The sequence below is a fragment of the Duganella zoogloeoides genome (genome assembly GCF_034479515.1).
Classification (GTDB): Bacteria; Pseudomonadota; Gammaproteobacteria; order Burkholderiales; family Burkholderiaceae_D; genus Rugamonas; species Rugamonas zoogloeoides.
Map to the genome: position 1 here is coordinate 4,003,737 of NZ_CP140152.1, position 13,917 is coordinate 4,017,653.

The window sequence follows — 13,917 nt, forward strand, 5'->3', positions numbered from 1 at the left end:
CCCATGTAGTAACATGGCTACATTAGCACGGTCTGAGGTATCGCCATGAATATCACCACCATATCCAGTCGCGACTTCAACCAAGGAGTGAGCGCAGCAAAACGTGCCGCGAATGACGGGCCGGTATTCATTACTGATCGTGGCCGGCCGGCCCACGTGCTGCTGAGTTTTGAAGATTACCAAAGACTCACGAAGCAGCGACGCAACATTGCCGATGCGTTGGCGATGCCCGGTATCGCCGACATTGAATTTGATCCGCCGCCCGCAACCATCGATACGCGGCCGGCTGATTTCTCATGATGTTTATTCTCGACACCAATGTGGTATCCGAATTGCGTAAGGTAAGTCATGGCAAAGCCGATACCAATGTGACGGCTTGGATAGAAAGCGTTGATGCGGCCGACCTTTTCGTGTCGGCCATCACCATCTTGGAACTGGAATTTGGCGTATAGTCGATAGAACGTAAGGATGCCATTCAAGGAGCACTGTTGCGCCGCTGGCTGGAGGAGTATGTACTGCCCGAGTTCTCTCGACGTACACTGCCGGTCGACACCGCCGTGGCACTACGCTGCGCTCGACTGCACGTTCCCGACAAGCGAAGCGAACGCGACGCGCTCATCGCCGCAACCGCCCTTGTTCATGGCATGACAGTTGTTACCCGAAACGCCAGCGATTTCAAACCCACAGGGGTGAACGTTTTTAATCCCTGGACTGCATCACAATGACCGTTCGAAGGCAGGCAAGGACCTGGCCGGAATCGCCTGAGACTGTTACTGGGCGGCGGCCGGCTTGGGTTCTGGCTTTAACAACAGCAACTGTTCATCCATCACGTGGATTTCCAGCGGGTTGTCCATCATGGTGATCTCGCCGTCGGTGGCGACCTTGACCTGGCGCCGCCGCGACAGGCTGCGCACTTGCACTTCCATCTGCTTGAAGCTGAAGGTGGTCAGCTCGTCCGCCTGGTTCAGCCGCCCCATCCGGCCCAGCGCGCCGTGCAGCATCAGCCATAACATGCCCAGCTTGCCCTTGGTACGCGGCGCCACAGCCGCCAGGCGGCCGTCTTCGAGCGCGTCGCTCAGCGGGGGAATACCGATCTGCTCCATTTGCAGGCGGTTGTTACCGACGAAAAAAGTGGCGGTACGCAGGCGTTGCGGCTTGCCGTCGATCTGTAGCACCAGCCGCAATCGTTGATGAGGACTGAGCAGCGTCTTCAGGGCCGAGAGCGCCGCTACCAGCCGGCTGCGGCCGAACTGCTTCTTGTCCGCCTCGCGCTCTTCCAGCATTTTCGGATACAGGCCGATGCTGGCGTTGACCAGGAATACGCGGTCGTTGATCACCCCCACCTGCACCGGATGCACGCGCGCGGCCAGCAGCGCGTGCACCGCCTCGCTCAAGTCTTCGGGGATGCCGTGGGTGCGGCCAAAATAATTGAAGGTTCCCTGCGGCAGCACGCCGAACTGGCAACCATGCGCCACCGCCTGCCGCGCCACCGCGTTGATCGTGCCGTCGCCGCCGGCAGCCACCAGCACGCCGCCGCTGTCGGCCGCCTGCTGCGCCAGCCGGGCGGCGATGTCGTCAATGGTGCCGGGCTCGTCGATCATGGTCAGTTCGAATTTGCGGCCGGCCTGACGCAGAACGGTCTCGATGGTGGAGCGGCGTTCGTCGGTCTCCGAATGGCCGGAACCGGCATTGAGGGCGATGAAAAAAGTGGCGTCGGGCGGGGCAGCGGTAGCTGTCATGGCGTGGGTCAGGTTGATCATGCATCACCGGTCTGGTGCGGATGCTCATTGTAACGTTGACATTAACACGGTAGATGTTTCATTGGTGTTTGGAAATAATTAGAGCGCCGTGGTGGGGTTAGCCAGTATTCTTATGGCTTCAATTAAAAATTCGTGGGGGCGATGTGGACATTACTAGCGACAGCCCAGTGCATTCAACACCGTTGGCTACGGCTTATCGCACCATGTTCCGGCAAGCCAACATCAACGATATTGGCGCAATGTCGCAGATCCGCCTGTCCGTTACGGAAAATGTCCTGTCCGACCCGAAGCGTATTACAAGCGCGATGTACGAGGACTTCCTGGAAGCGGCCGGGCGCGGCTGGGTTGCCGAGAGCGACGGAAAAATTATCGCATTCTGCTACGCTGCCAAGGCGGATGGATCCATCTGGGCATTGTTCGTGCGGCCAGGCCACGAGGGGCAAGGTCTGGCCAAATCCTTGCTCGGCCTAGCCGTCAACTGGCTATTCGACAGCGGCCACGAGCGCGTTCATCTGAGCACTGGCGCCAACACCAGGGCAGACCGATTTTACGCGGCTCAGGGGTGGGAGCGCAGCCCTGTTAGCGACACCGAAATCGCTTATTATTTGACCAAGCCCACCTTGATGTGATGACGCCTGAATGATGAACAGCAAAATTGAGACGCCTGGACATATTGTTCGCACCTTAAAGGACGGCCTGCCGATTCTCTGGACGTATGTTCCGGAGATGCCGGATGTCGATACCCGGACCGCCATGCCCTGGCTGACAGTGGTTGGATGGAAATACGACGGCGCGGCCGGACAAGGCATGCCCGGCTCGCAAGAAAACCAGCATATATTAAAGCTCGAGGCGGCGCTTGCGAACGTCGAGCTTGGCGGATTTTGCATGGAAGTCTATCGCCGGATCGGCGCCGGTCTCAGGGAGTTCGTGCTTTATATCCATGATCGTGACCAGTTCATGCACGAATTCAATCGCTGCGTTGCGGGACATCCGCGCTATCCGATCGCGATCAATTTTTACCGGGACGAAGCCTGGTCCGAGCTTCAAGACCTGATCGACGACTTCGAGGCAGCGGCGCCCGCAAATCAGGGTAGCGCCTCCCCAGCGATTGCATGAAGCCCGTTCATCTCTACCTCGCCGCGCTCATCGCCATTCTTCTGCAACCATTGATCGGCCTGTTTACGCTGTTCCCCTTCTGGAGACTCGGGCTGCCGCCGCTTGAGGTTTTCCTTTCTTACTTGATGGCGGTTCTGCTGGTAGCGGGCCTGGCGGTCATGCTGTTTGGCGTGCCCTGCTTCGGCATGTTGTACAGAACCGAAAAGCTCGGGTTTCTGAGCCTGAGCGGTTCCGGCGCCTTGATTGGCGCACTACCCTACCTTGTGCTTGGCTTCCCCCGATCGATCGACGGCTACACGGCAAATAGAACATGGCATGGGGACACGGCGAAACTTCTTGCGAATGGCGAACCGATGGTCATGGCCTGGTTGAACTATGCCGAGTCCGCGCTGAACTTCGGCATTCACGGTTTTTCCTGCGGCGTGGTTTTTTACCTGTTTTGGCGCAGATATGGAATCCCATTACCAGCCGGCCAACCCCGCAACACATGATCCACCACTTCCTGCAACTGCTGGCGCGAGGCGCCGGCGGCAGATTGCACGGCCATGCCGTTCGATACCGTCATCACGTAGCGCGCCATCTGGCCCGGGCAGCAGTCGGCCGGCAAGTCGCCCTCGTCCCGCGCCTGCTCCAGGCGCTGCTTCAACCGCGCTTCGCTCAGGGCCCGGCGCTCGATCAACGAGGCGCGGATCGGTAGCGCGTCGTCACTGCACGCCAGCGCGCCGTTGATCACCAGGCAGCCTTGCGGGTTGTCGGCTTCGGTCTGGGCATCGGCATTGCCGCGTAAAAAATGCTCGACCACGGCGCGCGCGGTCGGCAGCTGCAAGGCGGCGTTGAACAGCGGATCGTGGGTGGCGCCGTAACGCTCCAGCGCCAGGCGAAACAGGTTTTCCTTGTTGCCGAACACGGCATACAGGCTCGGCCGGTTCATACCCATCGCTTCGGTCAGCTCGGGCAAGGAGCTGCCTTCGTAGCCTTTTTCCCAGAATACCTTCATTGCCTTATCGAGCGCCGTATCGGCGTCGAAGGTTCGCGGGCGTCCGGTCTTGCGGGTGGTGGATGCGGATTCTTTCATACCATTCGGTTAAAAATTCGTTGACAGCAAGCAGCAGTGGATTCATTATGAACCGACCAGTAAAAAACTCAAGCGTTTTTACGGACCCGCTCAACCCACCCGGAATCCCATATTATGCAACAGACTTCCACTGCCCAGGCTTTGCCTGCCGATGCCGTAACCGATCCCGCAGCCGTCCCGCCCACCCGCGCCGCCTGGCTGGCCGTGCTGTCGGTCGGCATCGGCTCGTTCGCGCTGGTGACCACCGAGTTTCTGCCGGTCGGCCTGCTGCCGTCGATCGCGGCCGAGCTGCGCATCTCGGAGGGCACGGCCGGCATGATGGTCACCCTGCCCGGCATCATTGCCGCGTTTGCGGCCATCCTGGTCACCATCGGCATCGGCAAGACCGACCGCCGCTACGTGATTGCGGGTCTCACCACCACGCTGATCGTCTCCAACCTGATCGTGGCGTTCAGCGATTCGTTCACCCTGATCCTGCTGGCGCGCGCGTTGCTGGGCGTGGGCGTCGGCGGCTTCTGGGCCATCGGCGGCGCGATCGGCACGCGGCTGGTGTCGGCGCCCTATGCGGCACGGGCGACGTCGATTATTTTTGCCGGCGTCTCGGTCGGCACGGTGGCCGGGGTGCCGGCTGGCGCGCTGCTGGGCGAGATCGCCAGCTGGCGCGCGGCCTTTCTCGCCACCGGCGCGGTCGGCATGGTGGTGCTGGTGCTGCAACTGGCTCTGATGCCCCGCCTGCCGGCGGCCGGCTCGCTGACATTCCGCCAGGTGCCGGAACTATTGCGCATCAAGAAGGCGCGCCTGGGCATGGCGGTGACCTTGCTGGTATTTATCGGCCAGTTCTCGGCCTACACGTATGTGACGCCATTCCTGGTGCAGGTGGCGCAGCTCGGTGCGGGGGTGATCAGCGCGCTGTTCCTGGCCTACGGCGTGGCGGGCTTCATCGGCAACCTGCTCGGCGGCTGGCTGGTGGCGCGCAGCGTGCGGCGCTCGTTGATGGCAGTGGGACTGGTGATCGGACTCTCGACCCTGGCGCTGCCACTGGCGGGCACGTCGCTGGCGGGCGTAGTGCTTCTGATCGTGACCTGGGGACTGGGCTTCGGCATGATGCCGATCTCGGTGCAGAGCTGGATGTTCAAGGCGGCGCCGCATGCGATGGAGAGTGGCGGCGCGGTGTTCGTTTCGACGGCGCAGGTGGCGCTGGCGGGCGGCGCGCTGGTCGGCGGCATCGTGGCCGATCACCTGGGGGTATCGGGCGTGATGATTGCTGGCGGTGCGTTTGCGCTGGCGATGGCGCTGGTGATCTGGCGCTTCGGGGACGAGGATGGCGGGCCGTCGGCGAGGCTGGCGGCGGTACATTGACTGCCGGTGAGACTGCAGCGACTCTCACGTTCCATGGATCGCGGCCTGCGCGGGGATGACGGATTTAGAGCCTGTAGCGTTCGCGAGGGTGACACATTTGGAGCCTGTGGCGTTCGCGAGGATGACGGATTTAAAGCCTGTGGCGTTGACGAGGATGACGGGTTTATGGCCCGAGGCCCGAGCGCCGTCATCCTCGCGAACGCGGGGCGGTCCGCCGCTGCGGTCCAGTTCGTTAAATCCGCCCGCGCCGGAACTCGGCCAGGAACGCCTTGGTCTGCTTCGGCGACAACACCTGCACCGCGTCGCCATGCCACGCATACATGTACTGGTTGCCCCCCCGGTCGGTCAGCTTGGCGTCAAGCAAGAAGCACGTGCCCAGCGGGTACGTGGCCAGGTCTTTCAATCGCTGCGAGCACTGCACCAGCAGTTCCGGCGAAAACGCCTGGCCCGGCACCGGGCGGATTTCGACAGCGCTGCCGCGCTGCACCGAGTGCACCGCCACCTGGCGGTACGCGTAGATGTCGCGGGCCATCAGTCTGCCAGCAGCAAGGCCACCGCTTCGGCGGCGATGCCCTCTTCGCGGCCCAGGTAGCCGAGCTTTTCATTGGTCTTGGCCTTGATGTTCACCTGGCCGATGTCCACGCCCAGGTCCTCGGCGACGTTGGCGCACATGGCGGCGATGTGCGGCGCCATCTTCGGTTTCTGGGCGATGATGGTCGCGTCGATATTGCCGATGCGGTAGCCGGTGGCGGCCACGCGGCGGGCGGCTTCCTTGAGCAAGGTGCGCGAATCGGCGCCCTTGAACTGCTCGTCGGTGTCCGGGAAATGCTTGCCGATGTCGCCCAGCGCGGCCGCACCCAGGATGGCGTCGGTGATCGCGTGCAGCAGCACGTCGGCGTCCGAGTGGCCCAAGAGACCCAGGTGGTGCGGGATGTCGACGCCGCCGATGATCAGCTTGCGGCCTTCGACCAGTGCGTGGCAATCGTAGCCCTGGCCAATGCGGAATGGTAGTTTGGGTAATTTGCTCATGGATTCTTTCAATGGTTTATTCGGCGGCGGCCAGGTACATTTCGGCGATGCGGATGTCGGCCGGCAGCGTGACTTTGAGATTGCGGGGATGGCCTTCGATTAGCCGCGGCGACAGCCCCAGCATCTCGACGGCGCTGGCGTCGTCCGTAATCGCATTGGCATCCGGGGCGCTGCCCAGGGCCCGCAGCAGCAGCGCATAGCTGAACATCTGCGGCGTTTGCGCCAGCCACAGGCCGGTGCGCGGCACGGTGGCAACCTGGTCGCTGCCGCTGCCACCGGCGCGCTTGACGGTATCGACCACCGGCAAGGCCAGCAAGCCTCCTGCCGGATGGTCGCCCACGCCCAGCACCAGTTTTTCGATCAGCGCAGGCGTCAAGCCCGGACGGGCGGCGTCATGCACCATCACCAGGTCGGTATCAGACAGCTGGCCGTGCAGCACGCGCAGGCCGTTCAGCACGGAATCCATGCGGGTGGCGCCGCCGCAGCGCAGCACCGTCACGCCATCGAGGCCCGGTGGCAGCACGCCATCGATCTGGCCGTCGTCGGCGCTGACCACCACGTAGGTGTGGGCGACCAAGGAACTGGCGCGGAAGGCGTCCACCGCGTGGCGCAGCAGCGGTTTGCCGCCGACCGGCAGATATTGCTTGGGGCCGTTGGCGGCCATGCGCGCGCCCACGCCGGCGGCGGGCAGCAAGGCAAAATAGCGAGGTGATTGGTTCGTATCGGTCATGTCGTTCTATTGTTTGCGGCGGCGCTGTTCGATGATGCGGCGGATGTCGCCATTGCAGGTCTCGGCCAGGCGCGCGTATTCCTGCGGGGTGTCGATTTTAGCCTGTTCCACGTTGCCCTTGTCGAATTCCGCCTTGATGAACGGGAACCAGATGCTGTTGATTTCGTGCTGCAGCGCCGATTGCGCCGTGCCCGAGGGCGCGTACAGCGGCCTGGCGTCGAAGCGTTTTTCCAGCGCCGCGCGCACCACTTTTTCCACCCGCACCAGGTTGTCCATATAAGCCTTCAGGTGGCGCTGCTCGTGCTCGAGGATGACGTTGTAGGCGCAGGTGCCGGGCGCGAACTCGTTGCCGACGTAGATCAGCACCGGCGCGTAATTGAGTTTGACCTCTACCTTCGGGGCCACGCACTCGTAGCCGCTCACCGGATCCTGCAACATCGGCCCGCCCAACGTGGCCGAATACTGTGCGCGCGTCACCGTCAATCCCAGCGTTTCGCGGCGGCCGTCGATGCTGCCGGTCTTGAGCGTGAGCGCGCGGTATGGCAGCTGGTTGTTGATGGTAAAACCGTTGTTCTTGCTGGAGAGGACAGAGATGGTCTTGCTGATCGTGTCTTCGCAGCGGATCTGGAATGGCGTGCGGGCAGCTGCAGCAGCGGCTGGCGCCGGCGCCAGCACGCCGGCGGCGCCCGGCACAGCCAGCATCAACATGAGCGCCAGCACGCGCATGCGGTCAGCCCAGCTTCCAGTCGCCGGCGCGCAGCTTGTCGAGCCAGAACGCGCCGATCACGGTTTTCACGTCGGTCACTTTCCCTTCGCGGACCCATTGCAGCAGGTCGTCGAGCGGCGCGGTAAACAGTTCGAGAAATTCGCCGTCGTCGAGCTGTTGTTCGCCCGCGACCAGGCCGCGCGCCAGGTAGATGTCGAGGTGTTCGTCGGCATAGGCAATCGCGTTGTGGATGGTGCAGACGTACTGCCAGTCGGTCGCGGTATAGCCGGTTTCCTCGACCAGTTCGCGCTTGGCGCAATCGAGCGGGTCTTCGTTGGGATCGAGTTTACCGGCCGGAAATTCGATGAAGGCGCGGTGCAGCGGATAGCGGAACTGGTTTTCCAGCAGGACCCGGCCATCGTCGAACACGGGCAGGATCACGACCGCGCCCGGATGCTTGATGTACTCGCGCACGGCGTGGCGGCCATCGGGCAGTTCGATATTATCGCGTTGGACTTTGAGGAAGTGGCCATCGTAGGCCAGTTCGCCATCGAGGCGGGTTTCGGTCAGATTCACGTGCTGCTCTCCAGGGGTTCGAAGAGCAACAGTGTATCAGCGGAACATTAATCGCGGGGGCGGCGCAGGTAGCGCACGATGAAGCCCGGGAAGCCGAGCACCAGGAACAGGCAGGCGGAAATCGCGTAGAACTCCCAGGTCTGGGGGAAGCGCGTGCCGATCTGCGCTTCGAGCGCCATGCCGATGGCGCCCACCACGAAGTACAAGCCGATCATCTCGGCCAGCCGCACGTACAGCGGCTTGGCTTCGTTTGACCACCGTGCTGGCACCAGGGCCAGCACCTTGTCATTAAAGAATGGCAGGTTGGCCAATGCAATAGCTACCGCAATGACCAACCAGCTGGCAACGTTGACGTCCATTAGGTAGCCAGCGTCACTTTCATGGCGGCGGCGCACACGGCCAGCAGCGGGCCTGGCAGCACGCCCAGCGCCAGGATGGCGACGCCGTTCAGGCTCAGGACCACTTTCATGTCGGCCGGTGCATCGAGCGGTGCGCTGTCCACCGGCTCGTCGAACCACATGGTTTTGACGATGCGCAGGTAGTAGTAGGCGCCGATCAGCGAGAACATCACCGCGATGATGGTCAGCCATACCTGGCCGGTACCCAATACTGCGTTCAGTACCGAGAACTTGGCGGCAAAGCCGACCAGCGGTGGCACGCCGGCCATCGAGAACATCATGATGGTCATCATCAGCGCGAACCAGCCGCTGCGCTTGCCCAGGCCCTTGAAGTCGGCGATGTTGTCGGCGTCGAAACCGGCGCGCGACAGCAGCATCAGCAGGCCGAAGGTGCCCACGGTGGTCAGCACATAGGTAACCACGTAGAACATCGATGCGCTGTAGGCCGCTTCCATGCCGCCGGTACCGACGGTGGTGCCCACGCCAGCCAGCAGGCCCAGCAGCACGAAGCCGATTTGCGCGATGGTGGAATATGCGAGCATACGTTTCAGGTTGGTCTGGGCGATGGCGGTCAGGTTACCGATCACCAGCGACATCACGGCCAGGACCATCAACATTTGCTGCCAGTCGCCTGCCAGCGGCAGCAGGCCTTCCACCAGCAGGCGGATGCAGACGGCAAAGGTGGCGATCTTCGGTGCGCCGCCCAGCAGCAGGGTCACTGCGGTTGGCGAACCTTCGTACACGTCCGGTACCCACATGTGGAATGGCACGGCGCCCAGTTTGAATGCCAGGCCAGCGACCAGGAACACGATACCGAACACCAGGATGGTCGGCTTGATGGTGCCGGCAGCAACGGCAGCCGCCACTTTCGAGATTTCCAGCGAGCCGGTAGCGCCGTACAGCATCGACATGCCGTACAGCAGGAAGCCCGAAGCCAGAGCGCCGAGGACGAAGTACTTCATCGCCGCTTCGGTGGCCTTGTGATTGTCACGGCGCAGCGCGACCAGCGCGTACAGCGACAGCGACATCAGTTCCACACCGAGGTAGATGGTGAGGAAGTGCGAGCCGGAGATCATGATCATCTGGCCCAGGCCGGCGAACAGCGCCAGGACATAGAACTCGCCGCCCAGGTTGCCGGTCATCATGCCGCGCTGGGTGGTGTACTGGCGCGAATAAATCAGGGTCAGACCCAGTGCCAGGTACGTAAACAGCTTGAGCAGGTTCGACATCGGGTCGGAGACGTACATGCCGTTGAACGTGTACGTGGTGGTGCCGGCCATGAAATCGCCGTAGCTGATGGTCGCGCAAACGGCCAGCAGTGCCAGCGACAGCAGGTACGTGATCGAGCGCTTGGACTCCGACAGGTACATGTCGACCAACAGCAATAGCGAAGCGCCGACGATCATCGTGACCTCGGCATACGCCGGGGCGATGTTGAACGCCTCTTGTGGAATAGGTGTAATCATTAGGATTTTCTCGATGTTCCGGTGTTCAATTTCATTTTAAGGCAACTTGCTTTTGGCAACATGGGCCAGCAGGTCGGCCACCGACGTTTGCATGGTGTCGGTGAACGGCGCCGGGTACAGGCCCATGTACAGCACAGCAATCGCCAGCACGCCCAGCATGAAGAACTCGCGTCCGTTCACGTCGACCAGTGCGGCCACATGGTGGTTGGTCACTTTGCCGAAGATCACGCGCTTGGCCATCCACAGCGAGTAAGCCGCGCCGAAGATCAGCGCCGTGGCAGCCAGCAGGCCAATCCAGAAGTTGTACTGCACTGCGCCCAGGATCACCATGAACTCGCCGACGAAGCCGGAGGTTGCTGGCAGGCCGCAGTTGGCCATCGAGAAGAACACGAACAGTGCTGCGAACTTCGGCATCTTGTTGACCACACCACCGTAGTCGGCGATCTGGCGCGAGTGGGCCTGGTCGTACAGCACACCGATACACAGGAACATGGCGCCCGAGATGAAGCCGTGCGAAATCATTTGCACGATACCGCCCTGCACGCCGATCGGGTTGAAGATGAAGAAGCCCAGGGTGACAAAGCCCATGTGCGCAATCGACGAGTACGCCACCAGTTTCTTCATGTCCTTCTGGACCAGGGCGACCAGGCCGATGTAGATCACGGCGATCAGCGACAGCGTGATCACGAAGCCCGACAGATAGTGCGACGCGTCAGGGGTGATCGGCAGCGAAAATCGGAGAAACCCGTAGGCCCCGAGTTTCAGCATGATCGCGGCCAGCACGGCGGAACCGCCGGTCGGCGCTTCCACGTGGACGTCCGGCAGCCAGGTGTGGACCGGGAACATCGGTACCTTCACGGCAAACGCCATGAAGAACGCGGCAAAGATGAAGATCTGTTCCTTCATCGTCAACGGCGCCAGGTGCCAGTCGAGGATGTTGAAGCTGCCGGTGGTGCGGTACAGGTAGATGATCGCAACGAGCGTGAGCAGCGAACCGAAGAACGTGTACAGGAAGAACTTGAACGATGCGTACACGCGGTTTTCACCGCCCCACACGCCGATGATGATGTACATCGGGATCAGGGTCGCTTCGAAGAAGAAGTAGAACAGCAGGCCGTCCATGGCGCAGAACACGCCGATCATCAGGCCGGACAGGATCAGGAACGCGCCCATGTACTGCGCGACGCGCGACTGGATCACCTGCCAGGCCGAGATCACCACGATCACCGTGATGAAGGCGGTCAGCGGCACGAACCACAGCGACAGGCCGTCGATGCCCAGCGAGTAGTAGATGTTGAAAGTATCGATCCACTTGCTGCTTTCCACGAACTGCATGCCGTGGTGGGCATTGTCGAAATTGGTAATCAGCGGAATCGTTGCTGCAAAGCTGACGATGGCGCCGATCAGCGCGCCGATACGTACCAGGCCGGCGTTGGTGTCGCGGCCGAGCGCCAGGATCAGCGCGCCGAACACGATCGGGAGCCAGATCGCCAGGCTCAGGTACGGAGGTAATGTAGATATGGTTGACTGCATCATGGTTTTCGTTATCTCTATGCGTATCAGCTAATTAAGCGTGCCAAAACGGCAGGAAGTAGACCAGGAACCCCAGGATGCCCAGGATCATCACGAAGGCGTAGTGGTAGATGTAACCCGTCTGTCCCAAACGTGCCAGCTTCGAGAACCAGTTCACGACCTTGGCGCTGCCGTTGACCAGCAGGCCGTCGATCAGGGTCTTGTCGCCGACATTCCACAAGCCGTTGCCCAGCAGGCGGGCACCGCCGGCGAACACCACCTCGTTGAACTTGTCCATGTAGTACTTGTTCTCGAGCAGCGTGTGCACTGCAGTGAACTTGGCGAAGAACCAGGCCGGTACTCGTGGATTGATCATGTAGCAGTAGTATGCGCTGGCCACACCGGCAATTGCCAGCCACAGCGGCGCGGTCCTCAGCGAGTGGATCGCCATCGCCATGGCGCCGTGGAACTCTTCGCCCAGGATTTCCATGGCCTTGTGGTTTTCACCGACGAAGATCACGTTCTTGAAGAAGTCGCCGTGCAGCATCGGGCCGATGGCCAGGTAGCCGATGATGACCGAAGGAATCGCCAGCATCACCAGCGGGAACCAGACCACGAATGGCGATTCGTGCGGTTTCTGGCCAGGCTCCAGGCCGTGGTGGGCGTGGTCGTCTTCGTCTTCCTCGTGGTGGTCGTCATGACCATGAGCATCGTGGGCATCATGCGCACCGTGGGCAGCTTTCGGTGCGTGCTTGTCATCATGGTGGTGGGCATCGTGACCGTGGGCATGGGCCTGGCCGAAACGCTCTTTACCGTGGAACACCAGGAAGTACATGCGGAACGAGTAGAACGCGGTCACGAACACACCCGCCAGTACGGCGAAGTTGGCAAAGCCGGCGCCCCAGATGTGGGTCTCGTGCACGGCTTCGATGATCGAGTCTTTCGAGTAGAAACCCGAGAAGAACGGCGTACCGATCAGTGCCAGCGAACCGAGCAGCGACGTGATCCAGGTGATCGGCATGTATTTACGCAGGCCGCCCATGTTGCGGATGTCCTGGTCGTGGTGCATGCCGATGATGACCGAACCGGCGCCCAGGAACAGCAGTGCCTTGAAGAATGCGTGGGTCATCAGGTGGAACACGGCCACCGAGTAAGCGGAGCAACCCAAAGCCACGGTCATGTAGCCGAGCTGCGACAGCGTGGAGTAAGCCACCACGCGCTTGATGTCGTTCTGGATGATGCCCAGGAAGCCCATGAACAGCGCGGTAATCGAACCGATCACCAGGATGAACGACAGCGCGGTGTCCGACAGTTCGAACAGCGGCGACATGCGCGACACCATGAAGATGCCGGCGGTAACCATGGTTGCAGCGTGGATCAGTGCCGAGATCGGGGTAGGACCTTCCATCGAGTCCGGCAGCCATACGTGCAGCGGGAACTGCGCCGATTTACCCATGGCGCCGATGAACAGGCAGATGCAGGCAACGGTCAGCAGCGCCCAGTCGGTGCCAGGCAAGGTCAACAGCGCCAGTTCGTCCTTCTTGGCGAATACTTCCTGGTAGTTCATGGTGCCGGCGTACGCCAGCAGCAGGCCGATACCGAGGATGAAGCCGAAGTCGCCCACGCGGTTGACCAGGAACGCCTTCATGTTGGCGATGATCGCGGTCGGACGCTTGTACCAGAAACCGATCAGGAGGTACGAGACCAGGCCCACTGCTTCCCAGCCGAAGAACAGCTGCAGGAAGTTGTTGGCCATGACCAGCATCAGCATCGAGAACGTGAACAGCGAGATGTACGAGAAGAAGCGGTTATAGCCTTCGTCTTCGGCCATGTAGCCGATGGTGTAGATGTGCACCATCAGCGACACGAACGTGACCACGCACATCATCATCGCCGACAGCGTATCGATCTGGAAGCCGACCTCGAAGTTGATGCCGGCCACCGTCATCCAGTGGTAGACGGTGCCGTTGTACGTGGCGCCGTTCAGCACCTCGTTGAACGTCATCGCCGACAGGATGAAGGCGATCAGCACGCCCAGGATGGTGGCCGTGTGCGACGTTTTGCGTCCCACGACATTGCCAAAAAATTTGGTTCCTAACAAACCCGCAATCGCGGAGCCGACCAGCGGCGCCAGAGGTACGGCCAGTAGGAGGTTAGGGTTGAGAGTACCCGCCATGATGAACCTTAATC

Annotated in this window: 16 protein-coding genes and 1 pseudogene; 6 read left to right on the forward strand and 11 right to left on the reverse strand. The window is 61.5% G+C overall.

Features of this window, described 5'->3' with window-relative positions; all coding sequences use genetic code 11:
- The first annotated feature begins 45 nt into the window (after nucleotides 1–45).
- Together SR858_RS17635 and SR858_RS17640 are read left to right on the forward strand one after the other, a co-directional pair.
- Complete coding sequence (locus tag SR858_RS17635) at nucleotides 46–300, forward strand: type II toxin-antitoxin system Phd/YefM family antitoxin (RefSeq protein WP_019920307.1); 255 nt, start codon at nucleotides 46–48, stop codon at nucleotides 298–300.
- Nucleotides 297–725 (forward strand): annotated as a pseudogene (locus SR858_RS17640) (PIN domain-containing protein). Before SR858_RS17635 ends, SR858_RS17640 begins: the two are co-directional and overlap by 4 nt.
- Nucleotides 726–770: 45 nt before the next feature.
- Here the strand turns inward: SR858_RS17640 and SR858_RS17645 are convergent.
- Nucleotides 771–1,760 carry a diacylglycerol/lipid kinase family protein gene (locus tag SR858_RS17645; RefSeq protein WP_019920309.1) on the reverse strand — a complete coding sequence of 330 codons (990 nt, stop codon included), beginning with the start codon at nucleotides 1,758–1,760 and terminating at the stop codon, nucleotides 771–773.
- Nucleotides 1,761–1,903: 143 nt separating this feature from the next.
- Between SR858_RS17645 and SR858_RS17650 the strand changes: the two genes are divergently transcribed.
- The 3 genes from SR858_RS17650 to SR858_RS17660 are packed head-to-tail and all read left to right on the forward strand — an operon-like array spanning nucleotide 1,904 to nucleotide 3,367.
- Complete coding sequence (locus SR858_RS17650) at nucleotides 1,904–2,389, forward strand: GNAT family N-acetyltransferase (protein ID WP_322533683.1); 486 nt, start codon at nucleotides 1,904–1,906, stop codon at nucleotides 2,387–2,389.
- A 10-nt stretch (nucleotides 2,390–2,399) separates the two neighbouring features.
- Entirely contained in the window at nucleotides 2,400–2,876 is a 477-nt protein-coding gene (locus tag SR858_RS17655) for a DUF695 domain-containing protein (RefSeq protein WP_019920311.1), read from the forward strand.
- Nucleotides 2,873–3,367 carry a hypothetical protein gene (locus SR858_RS17660; protein ID WP_026636998.1) on the forward strand — a complete coding sequence of 165 codons (495 nt, stop codon included), beginning with the start codon at nucleotides 2,873–2,875 and terminating at the stop codon, nucleotides 3,365–3,367. Before SR858_RS17655 ends, SR858_RS17660 begins: the two co-directional genes overlap by 4 nt.
- Here the strand turns inward: SR858_RS17660 and SR858_RS17665 are convergent.
- Nucleotides 3,307–3,951: a TetR/AcrR family transcriptional regulator gene (locus SR858_RS17665; RefSeq protein WP_019920312.1), complete on the reverse strand. Its 645-nt coding sequence runs from the start codon at nucleotides 3,949–3,951 to the stop codon at nucleotides 3,307–3,309. The genes SR858_RS17660 and SR858_RS17665 overlap by 61 nt on opposite strands.
- A gap of 114 nt (nucleotides 3,952–4,065) precedes the next feature.
- On the opposite strand from SR858_RS17665, the gene SR858_RS17670 reads away from it, so the two are divergent.
- Entirely contained in the window at nucleotides 4,066–5,310 is a 1,245-nt protein-coding gene (locus SR858_RS17670) for an MFS transporter (protein WP_026636999.1), read from the forward strand.
- 232 nt (nucleotides 5,311–5,542) lie between these two features.
- On the opposite strand, the gene SR858_RS17675 is transcribed toward SR858_RS17670, so the two are convergent.
- From SR858_RS17675 to nuoL, 9 genes are read right to left on the reverse strand one after another with little or no spacing between them, the layout of a single operon-like run.
- Nucleotides 5,543–5,842 carry a hypothetical protein gene (locus tag SR858_RS17675; RefSeq protein WP_019920314.1) on the reverse strand — a complete coding sequence of 100 codons (300 nt, stop codon included), beginning with the start codon at nucleotides 5,840–5,842 and terminating at the stop codon, nucleotides 5,543–5,545.
- Nucleotides 5,842–6,339, reverse strand: coding sequence for a 2-C-methyl-D-erythritol 2,4-cyclodiphosphate synthase (ispF, locus tag SR858_RS17680; RefSeq protein WP_019920315.1), 498 nt, complete (start codon nucleotides 6,337–6,339; stop codon nucleotides 5,842–5,844). The genes SR858_RS17675 and ispF overlap by 1 nt, the downstream gene beginning before the upstream one ends.
- 16 nt (nucleotides 6,340–6,355) lie before the next feature.
- On the reverse strand, nucleotides 6,356–7,069 hold the full coding sequence (gene ispD, locus SR858_RS17685) for a 2-C-methyl-D-erythritol 4-phosphate cytidylyltransferase (protein WP_019920316.1): 714 nt from the start codon (nucleotides 7,067–7,069) through the stop codon (nucleotides 6,356–6,358).
- Nucleotides 7,070–7,075: 6 nt separating this feature from the next.
- Nucleotides 7,076–7,777, reverse strand: coding sequence for a hypothetical protein (locus tag SR858_RS17690; protein ID WP_322533686.1), 702 nt, complete (start codon nucleotides 7,775–7,777; stop codon nucleotides 7,076–7,078).
- A 22-nt stretch (nucleotides 7,778–7,799) separates the two neighbouring features.
- Nucleotides 7,800–8,351 (reverse strand): NUDIX domain-containing protein, encoded by a 552-nt coding sequence (locus tag SR858_RS17695; RefSeq protein WP_019920318.1) that lies wholly within the window; start codon nucleotides 8,349–8,351, stop codon nucleotides 7,800–7,802.
- 47 nt (nucleotides 8,352–8,398) lie between these two features.
- The gene (locus SR858_RS17700) at nucleotides 8,399–8,710 is read right to left on the reverse strand and encodes a DUF2818 family protein (RefSeq protein WP_019920319.1); all 312 of its coding nucleotides are present in this window, start codon (nucleotides 8,708–8,710) and stop codon (nucleotides 8,399–8,401) included.
- Entirely contained in the window at nucleotides 8,710–10,215 is a 1,506-nt protein-coding gene (gene nuoN / locus SR858_RS17705; RefSeq protein ID WP_019920320.1) for an NADH-quinone oxidoreductase subunit NuoN, read from the reverse strand. Before nuoN ends, SR858_RS17700 begins: the two co-directional genes overlap by 1 nt.
- Before the next feature lie 36 nt (nucleotides 10,216–10,251).
- The gene (locus SR858_RS17710) at nucleotides 10,252–11,751 is read right to left on the reverse strand and encodes an NADH-quinone oxidoreductase subunit M (protein ID WP_026637000.1); all 1,500 of its coding nucleotides are present in this window, start codon (nucleotides 11,749–11,751) and stop codon (nucleotides 10,252–10,254) included.
- A gap of 31 nt (nucleotides 11,752–11,782) precedes the next feature.
- Nucleotides 11,783–13,903, reverse strand: coding sequence for an NADH-quinone oxidoreductase subunit L (nuoL, locus tag SR858_RS17715; RefSeq protein ID WP_026637001.1), 2,121 nt, complete (start codon nucleotides 13,901–13,903; stop codon nucleotides 11,783–11,785).
- Between the last annotated feature and the right edge of the window lie 14 nt (nucleotides 13,904–13,917).

Coding starts and splice junctions, on each gene's coding strand:
- SR858_RS17635 (WP_019920307.1), top strand. CDS start 46: ATGAATATCACCACCATATCCAGTCGCGACTTCAACCAAGGAGTGAGC.
- SR858_RS17645 (WP_019920309.1), bottom strand. CDS start 1,760: ATGATCAACCTGACCCACGCCATGACAGCTACCGCTGCCCCGCCCGAC.
- SR858_RS17655 (WP_019920311.1), top strand. CDS start 2,400: ATGATGAACAGCAAAATTGAGACGCCTGGACATATTGTTCGCACCTTA.
- SR858_RS17660 (WP_026636998.1), top strand. CDS start 2,873: ATGAAGCCCGTTCATCTCTACCTCGCCGCGCTCATCGCCATTCTTCTG.
- SR858_RS17665 (WP_019920312.1), bottom strand. CDS start 3,951: ATGAAAGAATCCGCATCCACCACCCGCAAGACCGGACGCCCGCGAACC.
- SR858_RS17670 (WP_026636999.1), top strand. CDS start 4,066: ATGCAACAGACTTCCACTGCCCAGGCTTTGCCTGCCGATGCCGTAACC.
- SR858_RS17675 (WP_019920314.1), bottom strand. CDS start 5,842: ATGGCCCGCGACATCTACGCGTACCGCCAGGTGGCGGTGCACTCGGTG.
- ispF (WP_019920315.1), bottom strand. CDS start 6,339: ATGAGCAAATTACCCAAACTACCATTCCGCATTGGCCAGGGCTACGAT.
- ispD (WP_019920316.1), bottom strand. CDS start 7,069: ATGACCGATACGAACCAATCACCTCGCTATTTTGCCTTGCTGCCCGCC.
- SR858_RS17690 (WP_322533686.1), bottom strand. CDS start 7,777: ATGTTGATGCTGGCTGTGCCGGGCGCCGCCGGCGTGCTGGCGCCGGCG.
- SR858_RS17700 (WP_019920319.1), bottom strand. CDS start 8,710: ATGGACGTCAACGTTGCCAGCTGGTTGGTCATTGCGGTAGCTATTGCA.
- nuoN (WP_019920320.1), bottom strand. CDS start 10,215: ATGATTACACCTATTCCACAAGAGGCGTTCAACATCGCCCCGGCGTAT.
- SR858_RS17710 (WP_026637000.1), bottom strand. CDS start 11,751: ATGATGCAGTCAACCATATCTACATTACCTCCGTACCTGAGCCTGGCG.
- nuoL (WP_026637001.1), bottom strand. CDS start 13,903: ATGGCGGGTACTCTCAACCCTAACCTCCTACTGGCCGTACCTCTGGCG.